This window comes from Janthinobacterium sp. DSP2-3-3 (assembly GCF_049897325.1).
In the GTDB taxonomy this organism is placed as follows: domain Bacteria; phylum Pseudomonadota; class Gammaproteobacteria; order Burkholderiales; family Burkholderiaceae_D; genus Janthinobacterium.
Genome location: NZ_JAFCWA010000005.1, coordinates 15265 through 40264, shown reverse-complemented (window position 1 = coordinate 40264; position 25000 = coordinate 15265). Strand labels below are relative to the sequence as shown.

33 protein-coding genes and 1 tRNA gene are annotated in these 25000 nt (G+C 60.3%); 21 read left to right on the top strand and 13 right to left on the bottom strand.

Annotation, left to right across the window (positions count from 1 at the left end):
- Window positions 1–28: 28 nt before the first annotated feature.
- The 5 genes from ACP7DE_RS11465 to ACP7DE_RS11445 all read left to right on the top strand — a co-directional run bounded on the left by ACP7DE_RS11465 (window position 29) and on the right by ACP7DE_RS11445 (window position 4909).
- Window positions 29–715: a DNA-3-methyladenine glycosylase family protein gene (locus ACP7DE_RS11465; protein ID WP_426072544.1), complete on the top strand. Its 687-nt coding sequence runs from the start codon at window positions 29–31 to the stop codon at window positions 713–715.
- A 54-nt stretch (window positions 716–769) separates the two neighbouring features.
- The gene (locus ACP7DE_RS11460; protein WP_426072228.1) at window positions 770–1744 is read left to right on the top strand and encodes an acetyl-CoA carboxylase carboxyltransferase subunit alpha; all 975 of its coding nucleotides are present in this window, start codon (window positions 770–772) and stop codon (window positions 1742–1744) included.
- A 100-nt stretch (window positions 1745–1844) separates the two neighbouring features.
- Window positions 1845–3263: a tRNA lysidine(34) synthetase TilS gene (gene tilS / locus ACP7DE_RS11455; protein ID WP_426072227.1), complete on the top strand. Its 1419-nt coding sequence runs from the start codon at window positions 1845–1847 to the stop codon at window positions 3261–3263.
- 195 nt (window positions 3264–3458) lie between these two features.
- The gene (locus ACP7DE_RS11450) at window positions 3459–4706 is read left to right on the top strand and encodes an aspartate kinase (protein ID WP_426072226.1); all 1248 of its coding nucleotides are present in this window, start codon (window positions 3459–3461) and stop codon (window positions 4704–4706) included.
- Between the two features lie 110 nt (window positions 4707–4816).
- A tRNA-Ser gene (locus ACP7DE_RS11445) sits at window positions 4817–4909 on the top strand.
- A gap of 64 nt (window positions 4910–4973) precedes the next feature.
- Here the strand turns inward: ACP7DE_RS11445 and ACP7DE_RS11440 are convergent.
- The 11 genes from ACP7DE_RS11440 to ACP7DE_RS11390 form a co-directional block, all read right to left on the bottom strand.
- Window positions 4974–5192, bottom strand: coding sequence for a helix-turn-helix transcriptional regulator (locus tag ACP7DE_RS11440; RefSeq protein WP_176375178.1), 219 nt, complete (start codon window positions 5190–5192; stop codon window positions 4974–4976).
- Window positions 5189–5482: a hypothetical protein gene (locus ACP7DE_RS11435; protein ID WP_426072225.1), complete on the bottom strand. Its 294-nt coding sequence runs from the start codon at window positions 5480–5482 to the stop codon at window positions 5189–5191. Before ACP7DE_RS11435 ends, ACP7DE_RS11440 begins: the two co-directional genes overlap by 4 nt.
- Window positions 5479–6471, bottom strand: a complete 993-nt coding sequence (locus tag ACP7DE_RS11430; protein WP_426072224.1) for a phosphoadenosine phosphosulfate reductase family protein — start codon at window positions 6469–6471, stop codon at window positions 5479–5481. The genes ACP7DE_RS11435 and ACP7DE_RS11430 overlap by 4 nt, the downstream gene beginning before the upstream one ends.
- Window positions 6468–6887 (bottom strand): hypothetical protein, encoded by a 420-nt coding sequence (locus tag ACP7DE_RS11425; protein WP_426072223.1) that lies wholly within the window; start codon window positions 6885–6887, stop codon window positions 6468–6470. Before ACP7DE_RS11425 ends, ACP7DE_RS11430 begins: the two co-directional genes overlap by 4 nt.
- Window positions 6888–6889: 2 nt before the next feature.
- A complete protein-coding gene (locus tag ACP7DE_RS11420; RefSeq protein ID WP_426072222.1) occupies window positions 6890–7591 on the bottom strand; it encodes a hypothetical protein in 702 nt (233 codons plus the stop codon).
- Complete coding sequence (locus tag ACP7DE_RS11415) at window positions 7588–9726, bottom strand: DNA cytosine methyltransferase (RefSeq protein ID WP_426072221.1); 2139 nt, start codon at window positions 9724–9726, stop codon at window positions 7588–7590. The genes ACP7DE_RS11420 and ACP7DE_RS11415 overlap by 4 nt, the downstream gene beginning before the upstream one ends.
- Complete coding sequence (locus ACP7DE_RS11410; protein WP_426072220.1) at window positions 9723–10787, bottom strand: UvrB/UvrC motif-containing protein; 1065 nt, start codon at window positions 10785–10787, stop codon at window positions 9723–9725. The genes ACP7DE_RS11415 and ACP7DE_RS11410 overlap by 4 nt, the downstream gene beginning before the upstream one ends.
- The gene (locus ACP7DE_RS11405) at window positions 10784–11131 is read right to left on the bottom strand and encodes a hypothetical protein (RefSeq protein WP_426072219.1); all 348 of its coding nucleotides are present in this window, start codon (window positions 11129–11131) and stop codon (window positions 10784–10786) included. Before ACP7DE_RS11405 ends, ACP7DE_RS11410 begins: the two co-directional genes overlap by 4 nt.
- Window positions 11128–11424, bottom strand: a complete 297-nt coding sequence (locus tag ACP7DE_RS11400; protein ID WP_426072218.1) for a hypothetical protein — start codon at window positions 11422–11424, stop codon at window positions 11128–11130. Before ACP7DE_RS11400 ends, ACP7DE_RS11405 begins: the two co-directional genes overlap by 4 nt.
- Window positions 11421–11735 (bottom strand): hypothetical protein, encoded by a 315-nt coding sequence (locus ACP7DE_RS11395; RefSeq protein ID WP_426072217.1) that lies wholly within the window; start codon window positions 11733–11735, stop codon window positions 11421–11423. The genes ACP7DE_RS11400 and ACP7DE_RS11395 overlap by 4 nt, the downstream gene beginning before the upstream one ends.
- 548 nt (window positions 11736–12283) lie before the next feature.
- Entirely contained in the window at window positions 12284–13054 is a 771-nt protein-coding gene (locus tag ACP7DE_RS11390) for a S24 family peptidase (protein WP_426072216.1), read from the bottom strand.
- Window positions 13055–13134: 80 nt separating this feature from the next.
- Here ACP7DE_RS11390 and ACP7DE_RS11385 point away from each other — a divergent pair, with 80 nt between their 5' ends.
- Both ACP7DE_RS11385 and ACP7DE_RS11380 read left to right on the top strand, forming a co-directional pair.
- Window positions 13135–13410: a transcriptional regulator gene (locus tag ACP7DE_RS11385; RefSeq protein ID WP_176375184.1), complete on the top strand. Its 276-nt coding sequence runs from the start codon at window positions 13135–13137 to the stop codon at window positions 13408–13410.
- Window positions 13411–13430: 20 nt separating this feature from the next.
- The gene (locus tag ACP7DE_RS11380) at window positions 13431–14051 is read left to right on the top strand and encodes a hypothetical protein (RefSeq protein WP_426072215.1); all 621 of its coding nucleotides are present in this window, start codon (window positions 13431–13433) and stop codon (window positions 14049–14051) included.
- Here ACP7DE_RS11380 and ACP7DE_RS11375 read toward each other — a convergent pair whose 3' ends face one another.
- Window positions 14052–14261 (bottom strand): hypothetical protein, encoded by a 210-nt coding sequence (locus ACP7DE_RS11375; protein ID WP_426072214.1) that lies wholly within the window; start codon window positions 14259–14261, stop codon window positions 14052–14054.
- On the opposite strand from ACP7DE_RS11375, the gene ACP7DE_RS11370 reads away from it, so the two are divergent.
- Complete coding sequence (locus tag ACP7DE_RS11370) at window positions 14260–14676, top strand: hypothetical protein (protein WP_426072213.1); 417 nt, start codon at window positions 14260–14262, stop codon at window positions 14674–14676. The two genes, ACP7DE_RS11375 and ACP7DE_RS11370, sit on opposite strands and share 2 nt — an antisense overlap.
- Here ACP7DE_RS11370 and ACP7DE_RS11365 read toward each other — a convergent pair.
- Complete coding sequence (locus tag ACP7DE_RS11365) at window positions 14654–14884, bottom strand: hypothetical protein (RefSeq protein ID WP_426072212.1); 231 nt, start codon at window positions 14882–14884, stop codon at window positions 14654–14656. The genes ACP7DE_RS11370 and ACP7DE_RS11365 overlap by 23 nt on opposite strands.
- A 222-nt stretch (window positions 14885–15106) precedes the next feature.
- Here ACP7DE_RS11365 and ACP7DE_RS11360 point away from each other — a divergent pair, with 222 nt between their 5' ends.
- From ACP7DE_RS11360 to ACP7DE_RS11300, 13 genes are all read left to right on the top strand, one after another.
- Complete coding sequence (locus ACP7DE_RS11360; RefSeq protein WP_426072211.1) at window positions 15107–15874, top strand: hypothetical protein; 768 nt, start codon at window positions 15107–15109, stop codon at window positions 15872–15874.
- Entirely contained in the window at window positions 15871–16638 is a 768-nt protein-coding gene (locus tag ACP7DE_RS11355) for a replication protein P (RefSeq protein ID WP_426072210.1), read from the top strand. The genes ACP7DE_RS11360 and ACP7DE_RS11355 overlap by 4 nt, the downstream gene beginning before the upstream one ends.
- 9 nt (window positions 16639–16647) lie before the next feature.
- Window positions 16648–17805, top strand: coding sequence for a tyrosine-type recombinase/integrase (locus ACP7DE_RS11350; protein WP_426072209.1), 1158 nt, complete (start codon window positions 16648–16650; stop codon window positions 17803–17805).
- A 1-nt stretch (window position 17806) separates the two neighbouring features.
- Window positions 17807–18478, top strand: a complete 672-nt coding sequence (locus ACP7DE_RS11345) for a hypothetical protein (protein WP_426072208.1) — start codon at window positions 17807–17809, stop codon at window positions 18476–18478.
- Window positions 18475–18717, top strand: a complete 243-nt coding sequence (locus ACP7DE_RS11340; RefSeq protein ID WP_426072207.1) for a hypothetical protein — start codon at window positions 18475–18477, stop codon at window positions 18715–18717. The genes ACP7DE_RS11345 and ACP7DE_RS11340 overlap by 4 nt, the downstream gene beginning before the upstream one ends.
- Window positions 18718–18722: 5 nt before the next feature.
- Window positions 18723–19292: an SAM-dependent methyltransferase gene (locus ACP7DE_RS11335; RefSeq protein WP_426072206.1), complete on the top strand. Its 570-nt coding sequence runs from the start codon at window positions 18723–18725 to the stop codon at window positions 19290–19292.
- Complete coding sequence (locus tag ACP7DE_RS11330; protein WP_426072205.1) at window positions 19289–19579, top strand: DUF4406 domain-containing protein; 291 nt, start codon at window positions 19289–19291, stop codon at window positions 19577–19579. The genes ACP7DE_RS11335 and ACP7DE_RS11330 overlap by 4 nt, the downstream gene beginning before the upstream one ends.
- A gap of 122 nt (window positions 19580–19701) precedes the next feature.
- Window positions 19702–20193 carry a hypothetical protein gene (locus ACP7DE_RS11325; protein WP_426072204.1) on the top strand — a complete coding sequence of 164 codons (492 nt, stop codon included), beginning with the start codon at window positions 19702–19704 and terminating at the stop codon, window positions 20191–20193.
- Window positions 20194–20378: 185 nt separating this feature from the next.
- Entirely contained in the window at window positions 20379–20591 is a 213-nt protein-coding gene (locus ACP7DE_RS11320; protein ID WP_426072203.1) for a hypothetical protein, read from the top strand.
- Window positions 20588–22213, top strand: coding sequence for an SGNH/GDSL hydrolase family protein (locus ACP7DE_RS11315; protein ID WP_426072202.1), 1626 nt, complete (start codon window positions 20588–20590; stop codon window positions 22211–22213). The genes ACP7DE_RS11320 and ACP7DE_RS11315 overlap by 4 nt, the downstream gene beginning before the upstream one ends.
- Window positions 22214–22269: 56 nt before the next feature.
- The gene (locus ACP7DE_RS11310; RefSeq protein ID WP_426072201.1) at window positions 22270–22620 is read left to right on the top strand and encodes an HNH endonuclease; all 351 of its coding nucleotides are present in this window, start codon (window positions 22270–22272) and stop codon (window positions 22618–22620) included.
- 190 nt (window positions 22621–22810) lie between these two features.
- Window positions 22811–23284, top strand: a complete 474-nt coding sequence (locus tag ACP7DE_RS11305) for a terminase small subunit (RefSeq protein ID WP_426072200.1) — start codon at window positions 22811–22813, stop codon at window positions 23282–23284.
- Window positions 23281–24969: a terminase large subunit gene (locus ACP7DE_RS11300; RefSeq protein WP_426072199.1), complete on the top strand. Its 1689-nt coding sequence runs from the start codon at window positions 23281–23283 to the stop codon at window positions 24967–24969. Before ACP7DE_RS11305 ends, ACP7DE_RS11300 begins: the two co-directional genes overlap by 4 nt.
- Window positions 24970–25000 lie beyond the last annotated feature (31 nt).

The window sequence follows — 25000 nt, the reverse complement described above, 5'->3', positions numbered from 1 at the left end:
TACGTCCAGGGAAAACGGGGAAGCGCCCATGGTGACGGACTTGGCGCAAGCGATCCAGGTGCCGCACTATTGGGAAGAGGCGAAGATCGAGCTGATGAAGCGCGACCGCATCATGAAAAAGCTCATCCCGCAATTTGGCGACCTGCACCTGGTCGGCCACAGCGACCCGTTTACCACCCTGGCCCGTTCGCTGGTGGGCCAGCAGATTACGCCCAAGGCGGCGGATGCTGCCTGGAAAAAGCTACTGCTGGCTTGCCCGAAATGCACGCCGACGCAAGTGCTGAAGGCGGGCGCCGAGCAGCTGTCCGCTTGCGGCTTGTCCAAACGCAAGACCGAATACATCCTCGACCTGGCCGACCATTTCAAGGCCAAGCGCGTGCACGCCAGCCAATGGGACCAGATGGATGACGAAGCCGTCATCGCCGAACTGGTGCAAATTCGCGGCATAGGGCGCTGGACAGCGGAGATGTTTTTGATATTTAATCTGCTGCGACCGAATGTCTTGCCGCTCGATGACCCTGGTTTGATTCAGGGTATCAGCGTCAATTATTTCTCCGGCGAACCTGTTTCCCGCAGCGATGCACGCGAAGTTTCCGCCAATTGGGAACCGTGGCGCACCGTTGCCACTTGGTATTTGTGGCGCAGTCTCGACCCCGCAACTGCCGCTACTGCACCCGATGCAGCCCCCGGCGCAGCAGCCGGTACGGTAAAATAAACATAGATGACGCCGCGCGCCCTGGCGCCGTGGCCGGTAAAACCTGGAGGTACAATGACTAAAACGACTTTCCTCAATTTTGAACAGCCGATCGCGGAACTCGATTCCAAGATCGAAGAGTTGCGCTTCGTGCAAGACGATTCGGCCGTCGACATCTCGGAAGAGATCGACCGCCTGGCCAAGAAGAGCCAGCAGCTGACCAAAGATATCTACGCCAAGCTGACGCCTTGGCAAGTGGCGCAGATCGCGCGCCACCCGCAGCGTCCCTACACCATGGATTACGTGAATGAAATCTTTACCGATTTCCACGAATTGCATGGCGACCGCAGTTACGCGGACGATCTGTCCGTCGTGGGCGGCCTGGCCCGCTTCAACGGCCAGCCGTGCATGGTCATCGGCCACCAGAAGGGTCGCGACACGAAAGAGCGCGCCCTGCGCAATTTCGGCATGCCGAAGCCGGAAGGCTACCGCAAGGCCATGCGCCTGATGAAAGTGGCTGAAAAGTTCAACTTGCCCATCTTCACCTTCGTCGACACGCCAGGCGCCTTCCCCGGCATCGACGCGGAAGAACGGGGCCAGTCGGAAGCCATCGGCCACAACCTGTACGTGATGGCCGAACTGAAAGTGCCTTTGATCGCCACCATCATCGGTGAAGGTGGCTCAGGCGGCGCGCTGGCCATTGCCGTGGGCGACGCCGTGCTGATGCTGCAATACTCGACTTATGCCGTGATTTCGCCGGAAGGTTGCGCCTCGATCCTGTGGAAGAGCGCCGAGCGCGCTTCCGACGCGGCTGAAGCGCTGGGTCTGACTGCCCACCGCCTGAAAGCCATGGGTTTGATCGACAAGATCATCAACGAACCGCTGGGCGGCGCCCACCGCGATCCGAAACAGATGGCGACCATGCTCAAGCGCGCCCTGGCCGACACCTTGCGCCAGTTCCATGGCATGAAAACCAAGGACTTGCTGCAAGCGCGCCATGAAAAACTGTTGAGCTACGGCAAGTTCAAGGAAACCACGCCGAGCGAATAAGCCATTGCCGGCGCGAGTCGGCAGCAAGAACACCGGGGACAGGCTGCCAAACGACATGATTCGTTTGGCCACCTGTCCCTCTTTGCATTCCAGGAGTCATATGAAAAAGCAACAAACTGCCACCGTGCCCGATATCTTTGCCCGCGCGCTGGACGCCTGTGCGCCGACAGCCGGCAGCATGGTGGGCATTGCCCTGAGCGGCGGCCTCGATTCCGCAGCCCTGCTGCATTTGGCGCATGCCTGGGCGCAGGAGCAGGGAGTGACCCTGCATGCGTTTCACATGCACCACGGTCTGAGCCAGAATGCGGATGCCTGGCTGGCCCACTGCGAGCAGGCGTGCGCGGGGCTGGGCGTGCCCTTTGCGGCGCGCCGCGTGACGGTGGAAAAGAATGCGAAGACGGGCACGGAAGAGGCGGCCCGCAAGCGCCGCTACGCGGCCCTGGGCGAGCTGTGCGCCACGCATGGCGTGCGCCTGCTGCTGACGGCGCACCACCAGGATGACCAGGCTGAAACGGTGCTGCTGCAATTGCTGCGCGGCTCAGGCACGGCGGGCTTGTCCGGCATGGATGGCGCCAATAGCGCGCCCGAGCTGCTGGGCAATCCGGACCTGGTGATGGCGCGCCCCTTACTTTCCGTGGCGCGCAGGCAGCTCGAAGCGTATGTGGCGAAACATGCGATTGTGCATATCCACGACGAGTCGAACGACGATCCCCGCTTTGCCCGCAATGCTCTGCGGCATCAGGTAATGCCCGTGCTGGCGCAGGCCTTTCCCGGTTTCCAGGAGCGTTTCGCGCGTAGCGCCCAGCATGCGCAGTCGGCGCAGCGCCTGCTGACGGAACTGGCGACACAGGATTTGGCAAACTGTCTGGACGGTGATTGCATTGAGCTGGCGAAATTGCGCGAGCTGAGCGCGGACCGCTGCTACAACCTGCTGCGTCACTGGTTCGGCACGCGCGGCTTGCGCATGCCGTCGACGGCATGGCTGGCGGAAATGCTGGCGCAATTGCTGGAAGCGCGGCCCGATGCGCAATTGCTGGTGACGCACCCCGAATGCCATGTGCGGCGCCACCGCGATCGGCTGTACCTGACGCCGAAGCTCGATGATCTGGCCGGCATGCGCGACAAGAGTGACGCGAACATTCCCGGTCTGGAAAAAGCCAGCCAGCAATTTTCCTGGCAGGGCGAGGCCAGCCTGGCGTTTCCCGCGTATGGCGGCGTGCTGCATTTCGATGCGGTGGAAGCGGGTGGTCAGGGCATCGATATTGCCTGGTTGCAAGCTCAAACCTTGACCATCGATTTCCGCCAGGGCGGCGAGCGCCTGAAGCTGGCCCTGAACCGTCCCACCAAGAGCTTGAAATACCATTACCAGGCATTTGACGTGCCGGCCTGGGAGCGCGAACGTCTGCCCCTTGTCTGTGCGGCGCAACAATTGCTGTTCGCGGCAGGGATTGGCCTCGATTGCCATTGCCTGAGCCTGCTGGATCGTCCCCGCGTGGCCTTGCGTTGGGTCTCCTGCTGAGCGTAAAGGCAGCCGCCACGGCCACTCTCGGGATGGCCGGCAAGTGGCTGTCCATGCGCTCCCGACTGCATGGATTGGTTATTTCCATATGCGCAATCGGTATGAGCTAATGCGCTTTTTAGCTTGTTATTTTGCATTGCGGCATGTAGAGTAAAGCCCTCTTTTTTATTCTTCTTGAGCGGAAACTTCACTCTTATGGCTTTAATCGTCCACAAATATGGCGGTACGTCGATGGGCTCGACTGACCGTATCAAGAATGTCGCCAGGCGCGTTGCCAAGTGGCACGACGCCGGGCATCAAATCGTGGTGGTGCCATCGGCCATGTCGGGCGAAACCAACCGCCTGATTGGACTGGCCAAGGAAATCATGGATCAACCCGATCCCCGTGAACTTGACATGATCGCCTCGACAGGCGAACAAGTGTCCGTCGGCCTATTGTCGATGGCACTGCTGGCGATCGGCAAACAAGCCGTATCCTATGCTGGCTGGCAAGTCGCGATCAAGACCGATTCCGCCTTTACCAAGGCACGCATCCAGTCGATCGATGACGAAAAAGTCAAACGCGACCTCGATGCGGGCAAGATTGTCATCATTACCGGTTTCCAGGGCGTCGACGAGAACGACAATATCGCGACCCTGGGCCGCGGCGGTTCCGACACCTCGGCCGTGGCCATCGCCGCCGCCATGAAGGCGGCCGAATGCCTGATTTTCACTGACGTCGACGGCGTCTACACGACCGACCCGCGCGTGGTTTCCGAGGCGCGCCGCCTGAAGACCATCACCTTTGAAGAAATGCTGGAACTGGCTTCGCTAGGTTCCAAAGTGCTGCAAACGCGTTCGGTGGAATTTGCCGGCAACTACCGCGTTCCCACGCGCGTGCTGTCGTCGCTGACCGACCCGATGTTGCCGCTGGAAATAGAAGCCAATTCAGGCACCCTGATTTCGTTTGAGGAAGATACAAACATGGAACAAGCAGTCATCTCCGGCATCGCCTTCAACCGCGATGAAGCAAAAATCACCGTGCTCGGCGTGCCCGACCGCCCAGGCGTGGCTTACCACATCCTGGGGCCGGTGGCGGACGCGAACATCGAAGTCGACATGATCATACAGAATCAGTCGGTCGACGGTAAAACGGACTTCACCTTCACCGTTTCGCGCGGCGAATACACGCGCGCGCTGGCCGTGCTGGAAGCGAACCGCGAATCGTTGGGCGCGGCCAGCATCACGGGCGACGCGAAAGTGTCGAAACTGTCCGTCGTCGGCGTGGGCATGCGCAGCCATGTTGGCGTGGCATCGCAAATGTTCCGTACCCTGTCGGAGGAGGGCATCAACATCATGATGATCTCCACTTCCGAAATCAAGATCTCCGTGCTGATCGATGAAAAGTACATGGAACTGGCCGTGCGCGCGCTGCATAAAGCGTTCGAGCTGGAAAAAGCTTAAATATCTAAAAATATTGCCCCACGCCCTTGACCAAAGGGGGGGCAGTCGATATTATGACGTTCGTCGCTGCAGCGCAGTTAGCTACAGAGACATAGTTGAGTAATCAGCTAGGAGACGTGGCCGAGTGGCCGAAGGCACATCCCTGCTAAGGATGCATACGGCTTATACCTGTATCGTGGGTTCGAATCCCACCGTCTCCGCCAGTATTGTGAAAAAGCCCCTATGACGGGGCTTTTTCTTTTTCCCCTACCCCCATTTCTACCCCCATTAGTTTTTTGCCGACGGCGCGCGCGCATCCTCGATAATTTTTTCCTGCCATGCGGCAATTGCTGTCGAATCCCACACTACAGCGCGTGGGCCCAGGCTGATTGGCGCAGGGAAGGTGCCCTTCTTGATGCGGTCGTAGATGGCCGTGCGCTGGATGCCGACGATTTCAATTACTGAGGGCAGGCGCAGGAATTTTCGTACTTCGTTCATTGTGCTCATAATGTGCTTTCCAGTTGTTTCAGGGGTTTGATAAGGTCGAGCTGGCGGGGATCGCTCTTGTCCAGCACGTAGATGTAGGTCATGCCGCCTGGCGAGCGGTCGTCGCAGTCCGGCTGGTCGTTGGCCGCCGCAAGCTTTGCGGCGCTCGAGCACACGCCCACGGAGCGCTCGAACAGGCAGCCCTCGCAGCTGGGCGCGTTCGCTTCCTGCGCTTTGAAGCGCACAGTCGATGGATCAACTGGCTCGCTGCGGTCGCCTTGCCATTTGTCGCTGGTGATTTTCGTCGTCATTCGCATAATCCGTAAGCAGAGCTACATGCTGTTGGTTCGGCCAACGCTGTGAGCAGTGAAAATTGTTTGCCGCCGCGACTGGTCTTTGACCACTCAACCACTGCTTCGATGGTCGACGCCTGGCCAGCGTGCGCTTTGGTGCCCATGTGGAAAAACGACACGGGCGAGCGTGGCCGGCACACTTCCGACACCAGAGCCTCCCATTCCGCGATTCGAGCGATGTGCTCGGGGAACCGGCGCGACACCTCGTGCAGCTCCCCTTTGCTGCAATTGATGCAGGGCATGCAACCGACGCGCGACATGCCTTGCTTGTAGAGCGGATTTGGCTCGATACCGGCCAAGCGATGGGCCTCGAACACGTCACCGACGTTCCAGCGCAAGATTGGCCGGTAATTGAACAGGCCTCCGCCCACCACCTCAAAGTGCTTAACGCATGCACCAGTACCTTGCAACCGCTCGCGGCGTGACAGGCTTTCGTCGATCCGGACGCCTTGCCAAGACCAGATCGCATCGCATTCATGATCGATCAATTCCATGGCGAACTCCGTCAATGGCTTGGTCTTGAGGTACTCCGTGCAAAACTGCCGCTTGCGCGATGGGAAGCCGCCGCGCACCATGCAGAGGTCCAGGTATGGGTTCCCGGTAGGATGCAGCAGCTCAAGCGCCCGCTGCGCCGCCTCGGCCGTCCAGTGATATTTGAACACGCGCTTGCCATAGACCGCAGTTTCGGGCTCTCCGGCTGCGATACGTGCCAGATTGGCGCGTTTAGTGGTGAATTCATCAGCAAAATCGGCGCGCACTACATCAACCTTGATGCCGAGGGCGGACGGCAAGTAGTCCAACGCATATTCCAGCGTGCTCTCGTGCTCGTTGCCCGTATCGGCCATGACGAAGCGGCACGCGGCCACACCGTGCTGCTCGAGCGCGAGGATGGCGGTGGCTGTGCTGTCTTTGCCGCCAGATAAAGAGACCAGATGAATCAGGCTCATGGCGCGCTCCGGACACAGGTAACGCAGCGACCATACTGGCGCAGCTGGCGCGCCGTACTGACCTTGCCGCAGGCGCAGCGCTTGCGGATCAACGAATAGGAGGGTGCCGCCTGGTTCGCCATGTGATGGCGAATGAGTTGGGCGGGATTAATGACCATGATAAACTGAGAGTTACGATTGTGACGGAGCGGTAAATGGCACTTACGGTGTGGTATGGCGAGTACAAAATACAGATTCAGTCCATTGAAGGATTTCCTCGTGGATCTTGGTTCAGCATTTTTCAGATCTTTCGTGGACCGGAATGCATCAATGCAGACACTGTGGATTTTTTGGCCATTAATGCCGCAGATGCGGAGAGATTCGCTATTAAGCGGGCAGAGGCATACATTGACGAATTGAAGGGTGGATAGGTTCATCGTCAATCCTCCATCGCGCGCTTGATGCCAGGGGCGTCGAGGCCAGCGGCCTTGCAACCCAGGTGAGTGGCGTGGAAATAGGCCTGCGTATCGCTTTCGTGGCCGGCCGCGGCCAAACCTGCATCTACCAGGCGCTGCATAGCCTCTCGCGCAGCGCCGGAAGAGTTCGCGCAATAGTAATTGCGATAGCCCCAGCGATTCTTCGGCTTGCCCTGCACGGCGCCCAGCATGTGCTGCAGCTTGGCGAAGTCGCCGGGCATGATTGCGGCGCGAACGGCCGTCAGTGCGCAAGCGGCGCATTTGCCGTGCTGGGCCAGTTGCTTGGCGATGCTGGCCTTGCCGCAGGCGCAGACCTTGCGGATCAGCGAATAAGCGGGCGCGGCTTGGTTTGCCAGGTGGTGGCGAGTAATCTGAGCTGGATTGGCGATCATGTTACGATGTCCTTTTAATAATTCGAGGTCGAAATGATTGATAGCATCCCGCATCGATCTTTTGTAATCCTGTCCGATGTTCACGAAGTCAAAATTGACGGCAAGCCGATGTTTTTGAGCGTCGTAGGCGTGCAGCCGAACTTCGGTGGTGCGCCTATTCGTATTCCCGGCGCGCTTCCTTCGCCAACTCGTAAAGAGGCTCTCACCTGCGGCCAAGATGCGGGCAAACGCTGGATAAATCGATGGTTGGGCCCGGAGGCCTGATAGATTCATGCCACCCTCGCAATCTCGCGCTCATGGGCGAAGTTGGCGAGGATCAGCGCCTTGGCCATGGGCGGGCAGACCGAATTTCCGCACATGCGCACCTGGGCGCTCTTCGTCAGTTTCAGGCCCTGCGCCGGGTCGTCGCCGATGATGTAATCGTCGGGGAAGCCCTGGGCCCGGAACAGCTCGCGCGGCTGCAGCATGCGCAGGCCGATATCCACGATCTGGTAATCCTGGCCGTGGATCGTCACCAGGCCGAAGCGGTCGCGGCTCGTGACGGTGGCAAGCGGCCCTTCAATCTCCGGCGCCTGGTCGGTACCGTAATAGCTAAGCAGGAACGCGCGCACCTCGGCGTGGTGCTGGCCGCCGGCGCTGACGGTGCCCAGCGGCTCGTCGGTACCGGCCGCCGTGCTGGTGCCGCGCAGCTTGATCATGTTGCTGGTGACCAGTGCCGACTTGCCGCCACCGCCGGCCGTGACCGTGCCAAGCGGCACATCAGCGGCGTGGCCCACGCTGGCGCCCATGTCGCGCTGGATATGCGCCGTGACGATGCCCATGGCGTTCCCTGTACCTGGCCTGGCCTGCTGGCCGCCAGCCGTTACCGTGTGCATTGGCTCATCGAGGGCGCTGCCGGTGGCGCCGGTACGGAATTTGGTGATGTGCGCCGACACCATCGAAAAATGGCCGCCCTTTACCTGAGCGCAGATCGTGCGCAGCGGCGCATCGGCCGGCATTACGCGCTGGGTGCTCGCATTGGCATGCTCCGTCAAGAACGCCGTCACCAGGCTGTGGTGGTCGCATGCGGTGACCGTGCCGATAGGGTCGGCCAGGTCGGACCCCACGACTCCCGTGTAATGCTTGGCCAGGAAGGCGGTGGCCACGGCCTTGTTTCCGCTGGCCGTCACGGTACCGAGCGGCGCCTCGACGTCATGCGCGCCAGTCCCCCAGCGCTTCACACCACCAGGCGATACTTCGCCGTGGGCGGCGTCGACCAGCACGGCAGATACCAGCGCGTGCTTGCTTTCTCCGACGACGGTCCCCAGCGGCTTCTCGATGTCCAGCGCGCGCGGCGCCTGGCCCTCACGCTCGCCGTACCCCACCTGGACCAGCGTGGCCACGCCCAGCGCCTTCTCGCCGCGGTGCGCGCCGGTGATGGTGCGGAATGGCTCGCCGATCGATTCCGTGCGATCGCCGCCCGGGTGCGTGACCGGGACGATGGTAGGCGCCACGACGGAAAACCCTGGTGCGCTGGTGATGGTGCGCAGCGGTTCGGCCGTTTCCCAAATGTTCGGAGCCCTGCCGGTGGTCTTGCTGTTTGCCGTGTTCACGATGAATGGATCGGCCGCGTCCACCACATACCGCATGATCCCCTTGGCGATACGGCGCAGTGTGGCCGGCGCCAGCGGCCGGTCGCGCTCGAAGATCGACGGGCACGGCAGGCTGAAATCGATGCACTCGGCCGCCGTGCGGTATGGCAGCAGCTTGCCGGCGCGCACGCCGATGCTGTCTGGCGCGCCGTGGGTAGGCTCAGGCCATTGAATAGCGATGCCATCCCGGCGCGCCACCAGGAAGAAGCGCTTGCGGATGGTCGGCGTGTCGTGATCGCAGCCGCGCATTTCGCGGTAGTCGACGGTGTAGCCGTGCGCGCGCAGCTGACGGATGAACGAATCGAACGTCTTGCCCTTCTTCGCCGGATCCGGCTTGGCGCTGCCGTCGGCCTCGACCAGCAGTGGGCCCCACGTTTTAAATTCTTCGACGTTCTCCAGCATGATCACGCGCGGCTTGCACTTGGCGGCCCAGCGCAGCGTCACCCAAGCCAGGCCACGGATGCGCTTCTCGACGGGCTTGCCGCCCTTGGCCTTGCTGAAATGTTTGCAGTCCGGCGACAGCCAGACCAGGCCGACGGGACGATTGTTCGTGACCTTGATAGGGTCGACGTCCCACACGCTCTCGCACAGGTGCGTGGTGTGCGGGTGGTTCGCCGCGTGCATGGCCAGCGCCTCGGGATCGTGATTGATGGCGATGTCGACCGGGCGGCCGAAAGCCTGCTCCAGGCCGGTGCTGGTACCGCCGCCGCCGGCGAAGTTGTCGATGATCAGTTCATTGCCCAGGTCGAGCGCCATGGTGAAGAGGTCGCGCTTCATGCCGCCGCCTTTTCATCACCGGTGATCTGGATCACCTTGTTGGGCGCACAGTCCCAGCCGCGCACTTCGTCGGCCGTGAACTTGCCAGCCTGCGACAGGTCGCTCGTATAGCCCCGGCAGCCTGCGCGGTGGTACACCTCACTCTCGGCGTGCCAAATCGCGAACAGTGGCGGATTGCCTGGGAAAAGAATGTCACGCAGCAATGCGGCGCGCTCAAAGTTCATCGCTTTGATTGCCTTCGCCAGTTCGCCTTCCAGTCGTCGGCGGCGCTGATCGCTGTTGCGTTTTACGCGCGGGTCGCCAGGGCATTCGGCGTAGACCTCGGTGTGCCATGCATACGTAAGGCCGTAGCGGCCGGTGACGATTTGCCAGTTGCCGTTGAGGCTATAGAAGGCGGTGCCGCAAATCACGCGGCCGGCGCGGTCGAATGCAAAGACCTTACTGCCGTTCTCCAGTGCCACACCATCGGCCGAGAATCCTTGCCCCTTGTTGCTGATATTGGCCCGATCGAGTGCCTTGACGTAGTGGCAGCTTGTGCGGCGGGCGTGCGCAGCAACCTCGATTGCCGTGGCTCCGTTGATGCCCAAATTCGGGTTCGATGGCTTGAACTCGTAGTCGGTCAGCACGTTGAGCAGGTAGTCGCGGATGCGGCGCCGTGTGCGCTCCATTTCGATGCGCAGAAGATAGGGCATGTGAGCTTCCTTGCTGAAGTCATAGCGGCCACCGTTGCTATTCTCGGACGGCGTGACGTCCTGCCACATCTCGAATTTGATGCAGCGGCCGGACACGTTGAGCTCGCCCTTGAGGTCGCCCTTGCTGCAAGTGCGGTGATCGAGCGCGATCGCCTTGTACTGATCGGCATTGTCCCAAGGCCCGACGGTCCAGCCGATCCGGTGCAGGGTCTGCACGATGCGAGCGAAGACCTCGCGCTTGAACTGGCGATTCCAGGCTTTCTCCGCCTGGTAGTTGCCAGCGGCGCGAATGCCTTCTTCCCAGATGCTCAGGGAGGCATCGCCAAAATTGATATTGCCAGCGCGATTGATGCGGCCGATGGTCATCATGCTGCACCCCGCATTGCTGTTGCCGACCGGCGCACCACCAGCACCGGCATGGCGCCCGCCACGCCGCGGAAGTGCGGCGCGGCTACTTGGCCCTGCGGCGGTGGCTTGATGCCCAGCATGGCGTCGCGTGACGCGTCCTTGAGCTCGTACAGGATGCCGGACACGCGCACGTGGCCTTGGATGCCGCGCGCGAAGATCATGCGCAGGCGGTGCTCGATGCCAGGTTCCTCGATATCGAAGCCGGCGCGCTCGGCGATCTGGTAGAAGGTGCCTGGCCCGGCGCTCAGCGCCTGCAGCAGCGCGGAGGAGCGGCTGCCGGGCTTGGGCAGCAGGATGCGCTTCACAGCACACCGCCTTTCGCATCCACCAGCTGCGCGATCTCGCGCTCCAGCCGGTTGCGGGTGGTGATCAAGCAGCTGGCCTGGATGCGGCGGCCGGTCTCGATGCTGGTCAGACGGTCGATCTCGGCCTGCGACGACATGCTGCCGGCGCCCCAGCCCAGCACCAACACGGACAAGAGGATGATGGCGGCGCTGGCCGCTGGCTCGATTTCGCCCAGGCTCATGGCCAGGCTACCGGTGATGGTGCCGATGATGGCCACAGCGATCAGCAGGTAGATGTTGATCTTGAATTTCATGCTGTACCGCCTTCCAACGCGGCGAGGGCGGCCTTGAAGTTGAGGCGGGACATGCGCGCGTCGGCCTGGGCCTGATCCATGCCCCAGTTGTGCATGAACATGGCGCGGATCTCGGCGACGAGTTCACTGTCTTCGGGCCACAGTTCAGCGTCGACCAGGCGGTCGGCGATCAGGTCGATGGCTGATGCTGGCGTGGCGCCAGGCGGCTCGCTGGCCTTGGCCTGGATGATTGCGTTGCAATCGGAGCAGGTGAGGTAGGGGATTTTGACGGTGGCGCTGGGTGCTGGTGTGCTGCTGGCGGCGTGTGACATTTTTTCTCCATCGGTTTGGGTGGTGCGTCGATGGGATGAATCGTAGCATTGCTATTTATTAATAGCAATAGCAATGCTATTTAATTTTAATATTTTTCATGAGGCGAAAAAAAACCCGCATGTTGCGGGCTTGTGTGAGTGTGAGAGTGGGGCTTAGACGGGAAAGATTTCTCCGCACCTGTTGCATGAAGGTGCATCGCCGGCACCCATATAGCGGCACTTTGAGCATATGGACACGGATACACTAGTCGCACCGGACGGGATGCTATTCGACGCGTCGACTACTGGCGATGGGACCGACTCTTCACGCAGGGCCGCCTTCGAAATCGAAGAGAACCCGACCAGGATAGCGCCGACGACCGATAAAATCCCCGAAAAAATGAGGTAACTCTGTCGCTTTAAAATGAGGTCAATATTGGATATACGCATGTCCCGCGAAGACACACCGTATCCGTAATCCCTTGCTGCTACAGCAACAGTGGTATCCATAAATAGAGAAAAAATCGCAAAAACCAAGCCTGCGGTCAAAATCACAATTCCTGCGAACTTCATATCCGTTCCGTTTCCCTTTTAACGACCTTGCCGATTACCAGGCACTCGCCGTCACGGCAGCGTTTTCGTCGATACTTCTGCTGGTCCGGGTTGTCTGATGACAGCCACCATTCACCCGAGTCACGCATGAAGCGCTTCACTACTGCCTCTCCTTCATAATTCACCGCGTACACTGAGCCATCAACAATCTTTGTGTCACCGGTGTTCACAATAACCAAGTCGCCAGCATATAAGTTCGGCTCCATACTCTCACCTTTCACTGACAGCGCTATTAGCTTGCTTGGAGAGAAGCCATTTCTGTCTACCCAGTTCTTGCTTACGCTTAATTTACTGCCGTCGTAAATTTCAGGGACCGTTTGAAATCCAGTTACTCCAGCGGAAAGCCTCAGCTGGACTTTCGGGATCTGGTAGAACGCCGGGTTATTTGGGTCTGCAAGAATCACCTCCTGATACTCCCCAGCCAGCTCTCTTACGTCATGTTGAGGAGCAGATGCTGCAGACTGCGAAACATAGTCAATCTGAGAAGCGAGAGTAGGGCTGAAGGCCTTTACAGCCACGGAAAGACCGCGAGCAAAGGCGGTGGCCGCCTTGATGTTTAGTGGGCGGTGGCCTGACAGATACTGCCAAACCATTCCTTGAGACCCAAGTCCGTGCTGGGCGCCAAATTCTGCTTGCGACACTTTTGGCTCGCGCGCGGCGAACAGCTCCTTCAGACGCGCTGCGTCTTCAAGCTGCCAAGGATCAAGTGTCTTTATTTCTTTTTTCATGTTCAAAGTATAGCAATGCTATTTAATAGAGCAACGAGCATTGCTATTGACTTGTGCAATAGCAATGCTATTATTGCGACATGAACCTCTCAACCTACTTGGCAAACTCGAAGATCCGAAAGGCTGACTTCGCCCGGCTTCTCAAAATTTCCCCTGCAGTGCTTCACCAATGGCTGAAGGGGATTCGACCTATTTCAATTCGATATTGCGCCGCAATCGAAGGTTTGACTAACAAGCAGGTAACCAGGCAAGAACTGCGACCTAACGATTGGAACTTGATTTGGCCTGATCTCGTCACCGTTTCTGGTGGGGCGTTGGTCCTCGAAGTGTCCAGCATTCAACCGAAACCAGAGTAACCCACCCCGAGGAAAAAGACATGCGCAACGAGTCGCACAAAACCCTGATCGGCATCCTGCGCGAGCACGTGGCCGGCTGGCGCCGAGCAGCCGGGCTGTCGAGCGCTAGCGCCATCGACATGATCATCGCTGCGCATGCGCAAGGTGGCGGCCCTGCCGTGACCGGTATCCGCTTCGATGCTCACGTGGATGAGTTCCAGCGCATGAAGAACAACTCGGACCGCGTACTGCGCTGGCTCGACGACGAAACCAAGGACAGCAATTTTTTACCGGCGAACTTCGTTTTCTCCATCCTCGCCGGCATGCCCGACGACGCGCGCGTGCACTGCCTGAACGACATGCTGCGCCGCTTCGGCCTGTGCGTGCGCGCCATCGAGACGCAAGACGAGGGAGGCCTGGGCCTGGGCGATATCTGCGACCTAGCCAGCGCCGACGCTGACGCGATGGCATCGCTGGCGGCCGTTGTAGCTGAGCCCACGCAAGCCAATTACGAGATCGCGCTGCGGAAGGCGGCGAGGGCGGCCGAGAAGAAGGCGCGCATCGTGCGCATCCTGACAGGCGCGCGCAAGGCAATGTCCCGCACCAAGGACGTGCTGCAGCGGGTGCTGCATCCCGGGCGCGGGGCGAGGGAGAAGGTTTAGTCAGAAGGGGATATCGCGGTCCCGCAGATCAGGCGGAAACCTAAGGTGCAGCGAAATCTGCGCGCTTTTTGTCTCGGGTAGGTCGTCAGATTCTTGGAAGTCGATGTCGTTGACGGTCACCACACATGCCCTGTTGGTCAGTTTCTGCAGCGTATCCGAGAGGGCAATTTGAAGTTCAACCATTGAAATGTTTTTTAAGGGATGTGTCATGGGAATTACTACTCCGTTGGTGGATGAAATTTTGCAGCATTTCGCCAGGGTCTTTCCAATGCCTGGCCATATTGATGGCCGCGAGGATTACCTGGCGCTGGTAAAGAGCTGGTCCGACCAGCTCGAACCATACAGCGACGATCAAGTGAAAGAAGCTTGCCGCCGCCTCATGGGCAAGCTGAAGCGCTTCCCTTATCCGTCGGACGTGCGCGATGAGTTAATCCCAACTAATGCTGCGCCGACTAAGGCGGCGCCAGCGCCAGAAGTCATCTGCAAGCTGGTTGTGAAAGTCGACACCAGTGAGGTTGATGCCGCCTTGGCCAAGGTTGAGCACTTAAAGTTGGTCTCGAAGATCCAGGACCTGCGCGTCCAACTGGTTTCGTTGCGCAGTGTTATTCCTGACCCGCAAGAATGAGTGCCCGCTTACGGCCCTCCGTTGCTACTTCACTGGTTGATGCGGTGCCGCTAAGCGTGTGAATGGTAGTGATGATGCCCTTTGCTAGTGCTGGGTCGCGTCGGTGCAGCTCAATGCTGAGGGCCTGAAGGTAGATGTTGATGCCGACTATATCGATAGAAGTTTCCTTGGCCAGGTCGAATAATTCTTTGCCGACTGCGTTTCCCATGGGTAGTTCCTTGCATAAATTGTTGAGTGGAATTAGCAATTTAACACGCGCAGGGACTGCCCACCCAATTCCCGGCCATCGCGCCGGAACAAGTTTCAAACGGGGCAGCGGCTGCGCAGCTGCGACCAGGCGATTCCAGCCCGCCGGTCACGCCCCGACCCCATTCACGGCTGGATGGAAGGTTGGAGATGAATTTGAGTAACTACCTGATGGGAAAGCGAGATGGCTAATCCCTGGTGCCGGTTATGGGCCGATATGCCGAACGATCCGAAGTGGCGCACCATCGCGCGCGTTTCGAGGCAGCGCATCGGTGACGTGATGGCTGTGTATGTGCACCTGATGGTGTGCGCATCGAACGCAGACGAACGCGGGCAAACGCAGTCGTTCGTTTGTGAGGACGTGGCAACCGCACTCGACCTTGAAGAGGAAAACGTGACAGCAATTCTCAGCGCCATGCAGGGGCGTGTATTGAATGGTGAACGGCTTGCTGGATGGGAAAAACGTCAGCCGTTGCGTGAAGACGGCTCGGCCGAACGCGGAAAAGAGTATCGCGAGCGTCAAAAAGCCGAAAAAGAACGCCTGAAAACGGAAGGTGAACAAAACCAAACGCAACCGAACGCACAAAAACGCCCAGATACAGATAAAGATACAGATACAGAAGAGAAGATAACTACAAAAGCAAGGTCAAGAGCAGAGGCGAATGCCACCGCGACGCGGTTGCCTGCTGACTGGGCTGCATCGGCCGAGGATATCGAGTTTTGCAAAACCGAGCGCCCGGAACTGATTCCGGCGCAGACCGAGCAGCGTTTCCGCGATTACTGGATTGCCCAGCCAGGCGTCAAGGGCCGCAAGGCGGATTGGCCGGCCACCTGGCGCAACTGGGTGCGTAACGAGCGCGCGCCGCACGGTGCGGCAGCAGGGCGCCCGGCGAAATTTGACCCGACCGAATTCGTCAATCGTGGCCGGCCGCAACCAGGGAGCCCGACATGAGCGCACTTGCTGCAGCTGGCAGCCCAAGCTGCTTCCTGGGCGAGTCAAGCACGGCGCCTGACTCGCGCTGGTTCGAGGTGCATCCGACCCTCAAGGTGTCGATGATCGAACACCTGTACAACCGCCTGGACGGTGCATATCCGCACTGGTGGGCATCCAATTTCGCCAGCGAAGTCGCGCTGCGGAACTGGGCCGAATCATGGGTCGAGGCCTTCGAGGAAGAGGGCATCACCCCCAAGGACGTCGCAGTCGGCCTGAAGGCCTGCCGTCTGCGCTACCAGAAGCCGCCGAGCTGCGCCGAGTTCATCCAGGCATGCAAGCCCTTCGCAGACCCGGTGCCGGCGTACCACGAGGCCATCGTCGGCATCGAGGCCCGCCGCAAAGGCGAGTGGGGCGTCTGGTCCCATCCGGCGGTCTACTGGTCGGCGACGCTACTGGCACGCGATTTGATGATGCAGTCGTACGGTCAGGTAAAGGATCGCTGGGCGGCCACGCTGAGCGCGCAGCTGGCGCGCGGCCAATGGGCCGAGATCCCGGCGCCGGCGCCGGCGCTGCCAGCGCCGGGAAAGGGCAGTCTCTCCCGCGAGGATGCGGCCCGCATGCTGGCCGAGCTGGAGGCCAGCGGCGTCACCAAGTCGGCGCGGGCAACGCATTTCGACCACAAGACGTGGGCGCGCCGGATCATGGACCGGCTGGCGAACGGCGATAAGTCGCTGCATGCCATGCAGATCACCAACGCCAAGACCGCCCTTGGCATTATTTGAAAGACACGAATGAGTTTTCACCTGTTCCGGGCTGGCAAGGCCAAGAATTACCACTACCGCTTCCAGATCGCTGGCGCGCGCGTGCAGCGCAGCACCCGCGAGAGCAGCAAAGCGAAAGCCAACGCGGTAGCGCAGCGCGCGTACGACGAGGCGCTGATCCTGACCAATGGCGGCAAGGTCGTGCCCACGCTGGCGGCCATGGCGCAGGAATGGCTGGAGGTGAACGGCCCGATCAGCAGCGCCGCGCACCAGCGCAGCGTGGAAACGACTGCACGCCTGCACTTTTACGACTTGGGCGACCTGCCATTGAACCAGATCACCACCAGCCACGTTGAGCTGGCGCGCAACCTGCACCTGGTCGACCACAAACCGGCCAGCGCGAACCACTGGCTGCGCGTGCTCAAGCTGATCGCCAACTGGGCAGTGAAGCGCGAGTTGATCAGGTCAATCCCATGGCAGGTGCGCATGCTGAAGGTGCAGAAGCGCCCACGCTCGATCCTGCCGATCGCGGCCGTGGCCGAATGGTTCGCCGCAGTTGACCAGGTCACGCGTGCCGATCCGTCGGTTGCCACGGCCATCCGCCTGATGTTTGGCCTCGGCCTGCGCGAGTCCGAGGCGGCCGGCGCGCGCTGGGAATGGCTGGACTGGCAGCGCGCCACCTACACGCCCGGCATCACCAAGGGCCGCGAGGCCGAGCCCGTGCCTGTACCGGCCTGGCTGGTCGAGCAGCTGGCACCGCACCGCCAGGTGGAGGGCCTGATCGCCGGCAAGCGCGGCGGCGCCCAGCAGCACCCGCCCGGCTTCGCCCGCAAGGCCATGAAGTCAGCCAACCTGAGCTGCAAGATCAAGGGCATCACCCCACACAGGCTGCGCGGCACGTTCGCCACCATGCTGTCGGAGCAGGGCGTGCCGATCCAGACCATCCAGGCGGTGATGCGCCACAAGTCGCCGATGACCACCATGGCCTACCTGGAGAAAAACCGGGACACGGCGGCGCAGGCGCAGAACGATATCGCCGAGAAAATCGGTTTTGGGCGTGGCGAGAAAGTGGCGGGAGCCACCCCGCAAAGCCGCATAGATACACATCTTCATGATTATCATCAGTCATCAGTTGATGGCAATTCGGGCGCCGAATCGACGCCGGCCGAACCAACCGCAGGAGAGTAAATTGGAAGAGAAAACCGGCAAACTGGCAGTGAAGGAGTGCCCGATGTTGTTCAGCGCGCCGATGGTGCGCGCGCTGCTGGACGACAGTAAGACGCAGACGCGACGCGTTATCAAGTTGCCACCGGCGCCGAACAGTCTGGGCGAGTGGCAGGCATCGACAATCGGCGGCCAAAACGGCGGGTTCACAGCAGCCGGCCAAGAGGTCCCGCTGCAAGAGGTGATCTGGCACACGCGCACCGGCAAGACTTTAAGCTGTCCACACGGCCAGCCCGGCGACCGCATCTATGTGCGCGAGACATTCTGCTTGGATGATAACGGACATGAGGAATGGCCTATCTTCCGCGCTGATGGCACCGCGCTTCCGCAGCGGCCGACGACGCGAAAACCAGCGCGCTGGACGCCCAGCATCCACATGCCGCGCTGGGCCAGCCGCATCCTGCTGGAGATCGTGGCGGTACGCGTCGAGCGGCTGAACGCCTGCAGTGATGCCGACGCCGTTGCCGAGGGCATCGGACTGAATCCGTCGGCCATTGGCATGAAGTTGACCAACCCGCCTGGCGAGTCGATGGCGATCGCCATGTATCGCGCGCTGTGGGACAGCATCAATGGCGCCGGCAGCTGGGCCGCAAACCCTTGGGTGTGGGTTATCGAATTCAAACGGGTGACGCCGTGAGCGCGCGCAGGCCAGTACCGGCGCCGGAAACCCCGGCCGAGGCGGCGTACAAGCGCGACCGCGCCCTGCTGCGCGCGCTCTACACCTGCCAGCCCGTGCTGTTCGCCGGCAAGCAGCACCACCTGCACAGCATGTATCCCCAGGTGATGGGCGGCGGCATCTCGACAATTATTTACCTGATGGGCGACGCGACGCCGCGCCAGCCGAACGAAATCACTTTTTTGGAGCAAGCAGAATGAACAGCATGAGCAGCATTGACCTACTAGCGGGCGCACAGAGCGAATATGTGAATGTGCCGATGGTTCTTGACCCGTGCTGCGGCAGCCGCATGATGTGGTTCGACAAAGCAGACCGGCGAGCTGTGTTTGGCGACAAGCGTTCGGAAACGCTGGTCGTAACGGACCGTACGCACCGCCCTGATGGTACACGCACGCTGCGTATCGAGCCGGACACGTTGATTGATTTCCGTGATTTGCCTTTTGCAGATAGCACTTTCAAGTTGGTAGCGTTTGATCCTCCGCATCTGGAGCGGGCAGGGCCAAAGAGCTGGCTGGCGGCGAAGTACGGCAAGCTTTCGCCGGACTGGCGCGCGGATATTGCCGCTGGTTTCGTCGAATGCTTCCGGGTACTGGAGCCGCACGGCGTATTGGTGTTCAAGTGGAATGAAACGCAGGTGAAGTTGGCTGAAGTCTTGGCGCTCACACCTTGCGCGCCATTATTTGGGCAGGTATCCGGCAGGAGCGGTATGACTCACTGGCTTGTTTTCATGAAGCCCGCCAACTCAATGCCTACAGGCGATAAGGGGAATCCATGAAAATCTACGTTGCCGGCCCGATGACTGGTCTTCCCGACCAAAACTACCCTGCGTTCCACAAGGCAGCGGCTGCCCTGCGCGCTGCTGGACATGAGGTCATTAATCCAGCTGAGAACCCGCCGCCGGAATGCGGCAGCTGGCTGGGCTACATGCGCATGAGTGTTCCCCAAGTCGCGCAAGTAGATTGCGTGGCCACATTGCCAGGCTGGTGGAACTCGCCCGGCGCCCGGCTCGAACGCCACATCGCGGAAAAGATGGGACTGAAGATCATGCACCTCGACGCGTAGAGGCAAAAACGTTGGCGGGAAAGTGGCGAAGACCACCCCGCAACACCGTATATTTCCTCACTTTCATGATTATTGTGAATCATCGGTTAGAACACTTCCAGCACCACCAAACAGGGATTGACATGCAACGAGAAAAAATTACGCTGGGATGGGCCGGCAAGAGCGCGCCAGTGCCTGATGTGATCTTTGAAGACTATGTGGAACCAGTTTCCGCGCCGGTGCAGCTCGCGCCTGCCGCGCGCGGGCCTGCACTTCCATCGATTCGGCCACGCACGGTGCTGGAGCAGCACCACGATAACGTGCTGTTGCTGCTCGACCGCTGGGCTGACTGGATGCAGACCAGTGAGCCGCTGGCAGAGGGCGCGCCACGGCAATGCATAGGCGCGCCCGATGCGCGCATACACTCCTTCGAAGACATGGAGATCGAGGTGAACAAGCGCTTGGTGCGCGAGGTGCACACGGCAGTTTGGGAATTGCCGGTGATGCTGCGCGAGGCAGTGATGATGAACTTCGGCTTGAGCACGCGCTGCGTCTGGCGCGCCCAGTTCGACGCCATGTTTGACCAGGCAGTGCATAGGCTGTACGAAATACTCAAGGGCCGCGTCGCGTGCTGACCCTTGCGCACGCCGCGCAGGCGGTGTAAGATTCGTTCATCGGGACTTTCTGCGCCCGGAAATATTGAAGCCTGCCACCTCCCGGTCGCAGGCTTTTTTGTTTGGAACTCCACTTTCTCCGCCTTCCCTGGCTTTAGCCGCTGACCGCAATCGTGCGCCAGCGGCCTTTTTATTTGAGGTGTTCGATGAACCCGCGCCACTACCGGGACATGATTGTCCGCGCTGTTGGTGAACCTGACGGCAAGACGCTTGGACTCATCGTCGAGCATGTCGTTGACGCCGAACGCGCCAAGGAAATCTTGCGCGCGAACGGGTACGGCGTGGCGGGCTTGTCTGCCAGCGCGACGGCCGCCCTTGTGCCGCAAGTAAAACCAACTGAAAGAAAGCTACTTCCATGACCGTCCGCCTGCTGAAGCCTTATGCCCAACGCCCTGTCGGCGCCATTGCCACCTTCGATACCAGCACAGAGGCGGGCATGATCGAGGCGAAGGGAGCGTCGGCAGACCTGACGGGTGGATTTGAGTATTTCGTCACCCGTCCCGGCCTGCGCCTACAGGCACCGCAGATTGCAGTGGGAACGCTGACTCTGCGTGCGGCCGAGCAAGCTCCGGCGCTCTTGCCTGAGGGGCAGGTTCTTTATGTGTCGGGTGCGGTGGGCGCTGTTGGTAAGGTCCATCGACTAGACCCGTCAGGCGGCAACACACCCCTGCAAACATGGACTATCGGCACCGGCGCACTTGCACCGATCGGGCCGTATTCCGGCCAGCAGCGCTTCCTGATGACATGCTCGATCGGAAGTGTTGATGCAAGTGTGGGGAATGCCGCGCTTGGTGTTCCACGTATTGTAAAAAGCGTGGCTGGACTTGTTGATAATGATGGTGTTCCTCTGCCGGCCAGCGGCCCAGCTGGTGTCTTGAACTTCAATCCCTCTCGAATGCGGAAATGGTGTGTAGCGAAAGCCCGCGTGTTGTCGAAGGCTGGGCGTGGAGTTATTGCCCTGATGGGGGATTCTCGTACTACAGGATTCGGTGCGGCTGGTGCTGCCAATTTTGTCGGAGCCCGCGCCAAGAACAGGGCGGCGCAGCTCGCTGCGTTTCTGAATGCGCGGGGCCTGCCTTCCCATACCGACAGTTTCTTCTGCGACGGCAATATCAATTCGGTAGGCGTCACTGCGCCCCAATACGATCCACGCATCACCATGGGGGCGGGCTGGACCAACAGCGGCGCTTTCAACGTCGTACAGTGGACGGGTTTTGGCATCGCGTTCTCGAACCTGACAACGTTGAATGCAATGACGTTCACTCCTGACAACCCGACCGACACGGCGGACGTCTATTACTTGACGCGCCCAGGCTTCGGCTCATTCACGATCAGCGTGGGCGGCAATGTCATTAAGACCGTAGATGCCAACGTGGCGCAGAGCATCAAGAAGGAGACCGTGACGTTTCCGCGCGGCGCGAATACCATCACGTTCATGCCCGTGGCGCTGGGCTCTGGGGTGTTCGTTTATGGCTGCGATTGCTATGACTCGACGATGCCAAAGATTTCGGTGTGGACGCTTGGAAATTCCGGTGGCGGCGTGGCCAACCTGATCTACAACACCTATCCATGGGAGGGCACGCAGCCCTTCAAGCTTGGCGTGATGACACCCGACGTCGTCATTCTCGATATCGGCGTCAACGATGCCAACAGTGCGATGGCCCTTGCCACGTACTCGCAGCGTCTCACTACCATTGTGGACAACGTGCAGATGGGCGGGAGCAATTGCATTCTCAGCACATTTTTACCAGCGAGCCTGGCTTCATGGCCAAGAGCGGCACCGCCTCTGGTCCAACCGTACTGGGATGCGGTCACTAGCGTTGCGCTGGCAAAGGGCCTGCCGCTTATTGATCACGCATCACGTTTCGGCTCGTATGAGCTTGCAAACCCGCTTGGTTTGTATGCGGACACCCTGCATCAGAATGGTGTGGCGATGGCAGATCAGGCTCAGATTGATGGTGCAGTATTGCTGGCGGCTTGATGTCTCGTCTGCAAGCGTTGAAGCCTCGGCTTCAGCAGGTCAGCGCACGTGCGCCAATGATGCAGCCTGGCTCATGGCGCACGGATCAAACGAGTAGCACCAAGCGCGGCTACGGCTACGCCTGGCAGAAGGCCCGCGCCGGCCATTTACGTAGCCACCCGTTCTGCGTGTACTGCCTGCGTGAGCCCGTCTATGCGGCGATCCGTGACATGGTGCCAAGCACGGCCATTTTGTGTTGTGCTGAGTTGGGCCTGGATGCTCCCATGGCCTCCGTGGTCGACCACATCGAGCCACACCGTGGCGACCAGGTGCTGTTCTGGAATAAGGCCAACTGGCAGTCGCTGTGCAGCACCCATCACAGCGTAGACAAGCAACGCGAAGAGGCGGCCCATTGGCGGGGTGAATAGATGGCATCAAAGCAACATTATGGAATGTTTCAAAAAAGAAATGTTTATGTCGTTGCAAAGTAGCAACATGTATCAAAAGAAATATTTCAAAAATGCAACATCAGGGGAGGGGGGGCGAAAAGTTCCCGACCTCTCGCCGACCTAGACCGCGTCCTCTCCCACGCGCAGATTTTATTTCCCTTTGGAGTAAATGTTAATGGCTTTAACAGGCAAAAAGCGGCGATTCGCCGATGCCGTTTTAGCCGGCCTCTCCAATAGAGACGCGGCTATCGCGGCTGGGTACAGCGCCGCCACCGCGTCAGCTGCAGGGTCGCGGCTTGTTAAAGACGCAGACGTTAAAAAATGCCTGGAGGCGGGCAAGGCGGCAGTTGACGTCAATCTGGAGCCGCAGCCGCATGGTGGCGCGCTTAAACGGTCAAAGGCCGCTCCCGTCGAGCATCCGGACACGGATATGTTGAGTTTGTTGCAGGAGATTGCGCTGGGGCGTGTCGATGCGACCACCACTCAGGTGAGGGCTGCGATAGCAGCTGTGCAATACACGCACAAAAAGAAAGGTGACGCGGGCAAGAAGGAAGAGAAGTTGGTCGATGCACAGAATGCTGCTTCCGGCCGCTTCGGCTTGCCACCAGCGCCGCCCCGCCTGGTGGCCAGTGGCAGTAAATGACGCCCTATCCGGAGTGGACCACGGCGTGCCACGACTGGGAAGCGCGCATAGTCGCTGGCCGGCCGCTGACGCCATGCCCGCCGCTCTATCCTGACCAGGCTGCTGCCGCATGGGCGATTTTTTCCGAGCTGCGCATGGTGGATGCGCCCGGCAGCCCGAAGATGGGCGAGGTGGTCAAGCCTTGGGTGCGCGAGTTCGTAGAAGCCATCTTCGGTGCGTACAATCCGGAGACCGGGCGCCGGCTGATCAAGGAGTTCATGCTCCTGATCAGCAAGAAAAACGGCAAGTCGACCATCGCCGCCGGCATCATGATCACGGCGCTGCTGCTGAACTGGCGGCTGGAGGGTGAATACATCGTCCTAGCGCCAACGAAAGAGGTGGCCGACAACAGCTACAAGCCGATGGCGGCTATGATCCGCGCCGATGACGAACTGGCCGTGCTGTTGAAGGTACAGGATCATATCCGCACCATCACGCACCTGACCACCAACGCCACGCTCAAGGTGGTGGCCGCCGACGGTGAGACGGTGTCAGGCAAGAAGGCGATCGGCGTGTTTGTCGACGAGCTATGGCTGTTCGGCAAGAACCCACGCGCCGACGCCATGCTGCTGGAAGCGACTGGCGGCCTGGCCTCGCGGCCCGAGGGCTTCGTGATTTTCGCCACGACGCAGTCGGACGATCCGCCGGCTGGCGCGTTCCTGTCGCGGCTGCTGTATGCGCGCGGTGTGCGCGATGGACGGATTCACGACCCAGCGTTTTACCCGGTTCTGTACGAGTTCCCGGAGCACATGCTCAAGGCCGGCGCGCATCGGGAGGTGGCGAACGCCTATGTAACGAACCCGAACATGGGCACATCAGTTGACGAGGAATTCATCGAGCGAGGCTTCCGCCAGGCGCAGGAGAAGGGCGAAGTGGAGTTCCGCGGCTTCCTGGCCAAGCACTTGAATGTGCAGATCGGCCTGGCGTTGATGTCGAACCGCTGGCCTGGCGCCGAATTTTGGGAGCAGCAGGGCTTGCGCCCGGCGCTGACCCTGGACGAGCTGCTGGCGCGCAGCGAGGTTGCCACCGTCGGCATCGATGGCGGTGGCCTGGACGACTTGCTGGGCCTGGCAGTGATCGGCCGCGAGCGCGAGACGCGCCGCTGGCTGCTGTGGACTCGGGCATGGGCGCACCCTTCGGTGATGGAGCGGCGAAAAATCGAAGCCGCCCGCTTTGAAGACTTCGCCAAGCAGGGCGACCTGGTGCTGGTCAAGCGCATCGGCGAGGACGTCGAGCAGGTGGCGGCGGCCGTGCTGCAAGTGGAGCAATCCGGGCTGCTCGACAAGGTGGGCGCCGACTCGGCCGGCATTGGCGCCATTCTCGATGCGATGGTAGAGGCCGGCGTGCCGCAGGAAAAGATCGTTGCCATCTCACAAGGCTGGCGCCTCGGCGGTGCGATCAAGACCACCGAGCGCAAGCTGGCCGAGGGCGTGATCGAACACGGCGGCCAGCCGATGATGGCCTGGTGCGTGGGCAATGCCAAGGTCGAGCCGCGAGGCAACGCCATTTTGATTACCAAGCAGGCGAGCGGCTCCGCCAAGATTGACCCGCTGATGGCGACCTTCGACGCCGTCTCCCTGATGGAACTGAATCCGCCGGCGCAATGTGGCTCGGTGTACGAATCGCGCGGTATAAGGACTGTATAACCCATGAGCTTTTTAGATTTCTTCCGGACAG

Bases quoted from the DNA above. Each gene is read 5' to 3' on its own strand.
- ACP7DE_RS11465 (WP_426072544.1), top strand. From the start codon at position 29: ATGGTGACGGACTTGGCGCAAGCGATCCAGGTGCCGCACTATTGGGAA.
- ACP7DE_RS11460 (WP_426072228.1), top strand. From the start codon at position 770: ATGACTAAAACGACTTTCCTCAATTTTGAACAGCCGATCGCGGAACTC.
- tilS (WP_426072227.1), top strand. From the start codon at position 1,845: ATGAAAAAGCAACAAACTGCCACCGTGCCCGATATCTTTGCCCGCGCG.
- ACP7DE_RS11450 (WP_426072226.1), top strand. From the start codon at position 3,459: ATGGCTTTAATCGTCCACAAATATGGCGGTACGTCGATGGGCTCGACT.
- ACP7DE_RS11440 (WP_176375178.1), bottom strand. From the start codon at position 5,192: ATGAGCACAATGAACGAAGTACGAAAATTCCTGCGCCTGCCCTCAGTA.
- ACP7DE_RS11435 (WP_426072225.1), bottom strand. From the start codon at position 5,482: ATGACGACGAAAATCACCAGCGACAAATGGCAAGGCGACCGCAGCGAG.
- ACP7DE_RS11430 (WP_426072224.1), bottom strand. From the start codon at position 6,471: ATGAGCCTGATTCATCTGGTCTCTTTATCTGGCGGCAAAGACAGCACA.
- ACP7DE_RS11425 (WP_426072223.1), bottom strand. From the start codon at position 6,887: ATGAACCTATCCACCCTTCAATTCGTCAATGTATGCCTCTGCCCGCTT.
- ACP7DE_RS11420 (WP_426072222.1), bottom strand. From the start codon at position 7,591: ATGAATCTATCAGGCCTCCGGGCCCAACCATCGATTTATCCAGCGTTT.
- ACP7DE_RS11415 (WP_426072221.1), bottom strand. From the start codon at position 9,726: ATGAAGCGCGACCTCTTCACCATGGCGCTCGACCTGGGCAATGAACTG.
- ACP7DE_RS11410 (WP_426072220.1), bottom strand. From the start codon at position 10,787: ATGATGACCATCGGCCGCATCAATCGCGCTGGCAATATCAATTTTGGC.
- ACP7DE_RS11400 (WP_426072218.1), bottom strand. From the start codon at position 11,424: ATGAAATTCAAGATCAACATCTACCTGCTGATCGCTGTGGCCATCATC.
- ACP7DE_RS11395 (WP_426072217.1), bottom strand. From the start codon at position 11,735: ATGTCACACGCCGCCAGCAGCACACCAGCACCCAGCGCCACCGTCAAA.
- ACP7DE_RS11390 (WP_426072216.1), bottom strand. From the start codon at position 13,054: ATGAAAAAAGAAATAAAGACACTTGATCCTTGGCAGCTTGAAGACGCA.
- ACP7DE_RS11385 (WP_176375184.1), top strand. From the start codon at position 13,135: ATGAACCTCTCAACCTACTTGGCAAACTCGAAGATCCGAAAGGCTGAC.
- ACP7DE_RS11380 (WP_426072215.1), top strand. From the start codon at position 13,431: ATGCGCAACGAGTCGCACAAAACCCTGATCGGCATCCTGCGCGAGCAC.
- ACP7DE_RS11370 (WP_426072213.1), top strand. From the start codon at position 14,260: ATGGGAATTACTACTCCGTTGGTGGATGAAATTTTGCAGCATTTCGCC.
- ACP7DE_RS11375 (WP_426072214.1), bottom strand. From the start codon at position 14,261: ATGACACATCCCTTAAAAAACATTTCAATGGTTGAACTTCAAATTGCC.
- ACP7DE_RS11365 (WP_426072212.1), bottom strand. From the start codon at position 14,884: ATGGGAAACGCAGTCGGCAAAGAATTATTCGACCTGGCCAAGGAAACT.
- ACP7DE_RS11360 (WP_426072211.1), top strand. From the start codon at position 15,107: ATGGCTAATCCCTGGTGCCGGTTATGGGCCGATATGCCGAACGATCCG.
- ACP7DE_RS11355 (WP_426072210.1), top strand. From the start codon at position 15,871: ATGAGCGCACTTGCTGCAGCTGGCAGCCCAAGCTGCTTCCTGGGCGAG.
- ACP7DE_RS11350 (WP_426072209.1), top strand. From the start codon at position 16,648: ATGAGTTTTCACCTGTTCCGGGCTGGCAAGGCCAAGAATTACCACTAC.
- ACP7DE_RS11335 (WP_426072206.1), top strand. From the start codon at position 18,723: ATGAGCAGCATTGACCTACTAGCGGGCGCACAGAGCGAATATGTGAAT.
- ACP7DE_RS11330 (WP_426072205.1), top strand. From the start codon at position 19,289: ATGAAAATCTACGTTGCCGGCCCGATGACTGGTCTTCCCGACCAAAAC.
- ACP7DE_RS11325 (WP_426072204.1), top strand. From the start codon at position 19,702: ATGCAACGAGAAAAAATTACGCTGGGATGGGCCGGCAAGAGCGCGCCA.
- ACP7DE_RS11320 (WP_426072203.1), top strand. From the start codon at position 20,379: ATGAACCCGCGCCACTACCGGGACATGATTGTCCGCGCTGTTGGTGAA.
- ACP7DE_RS11315 (WP_426072202.1), top strand. From the start codon at position 20,588: ATGACCGTCCGCCTGCTGAAGCCTTATGCCCAACGCCCTGTCGGCGCC.
- ACP7DE_RS11310 (WP_426072201.1), top strand. From the start codon at position 22,270: ATGATGCAGCCTGGCTCATGGCGCACGGATCAAACGAGTAGCACCAAG.
- ACP7DE_RS11305 (WP_426072200.1), top strand. From the start codon at position 22,811: ATGTTAATGGCTTTAACAGGCAAAAAGCGGCGATTCGCCGATGCCGTT.
- ACP7DE_RS11300 (WP_426072199.1), top strand. From the start codon at position 23,281: ATGACGCCCTATCCGGAGTGGACCACGGCGTGCCACGACTGGGAAGCG.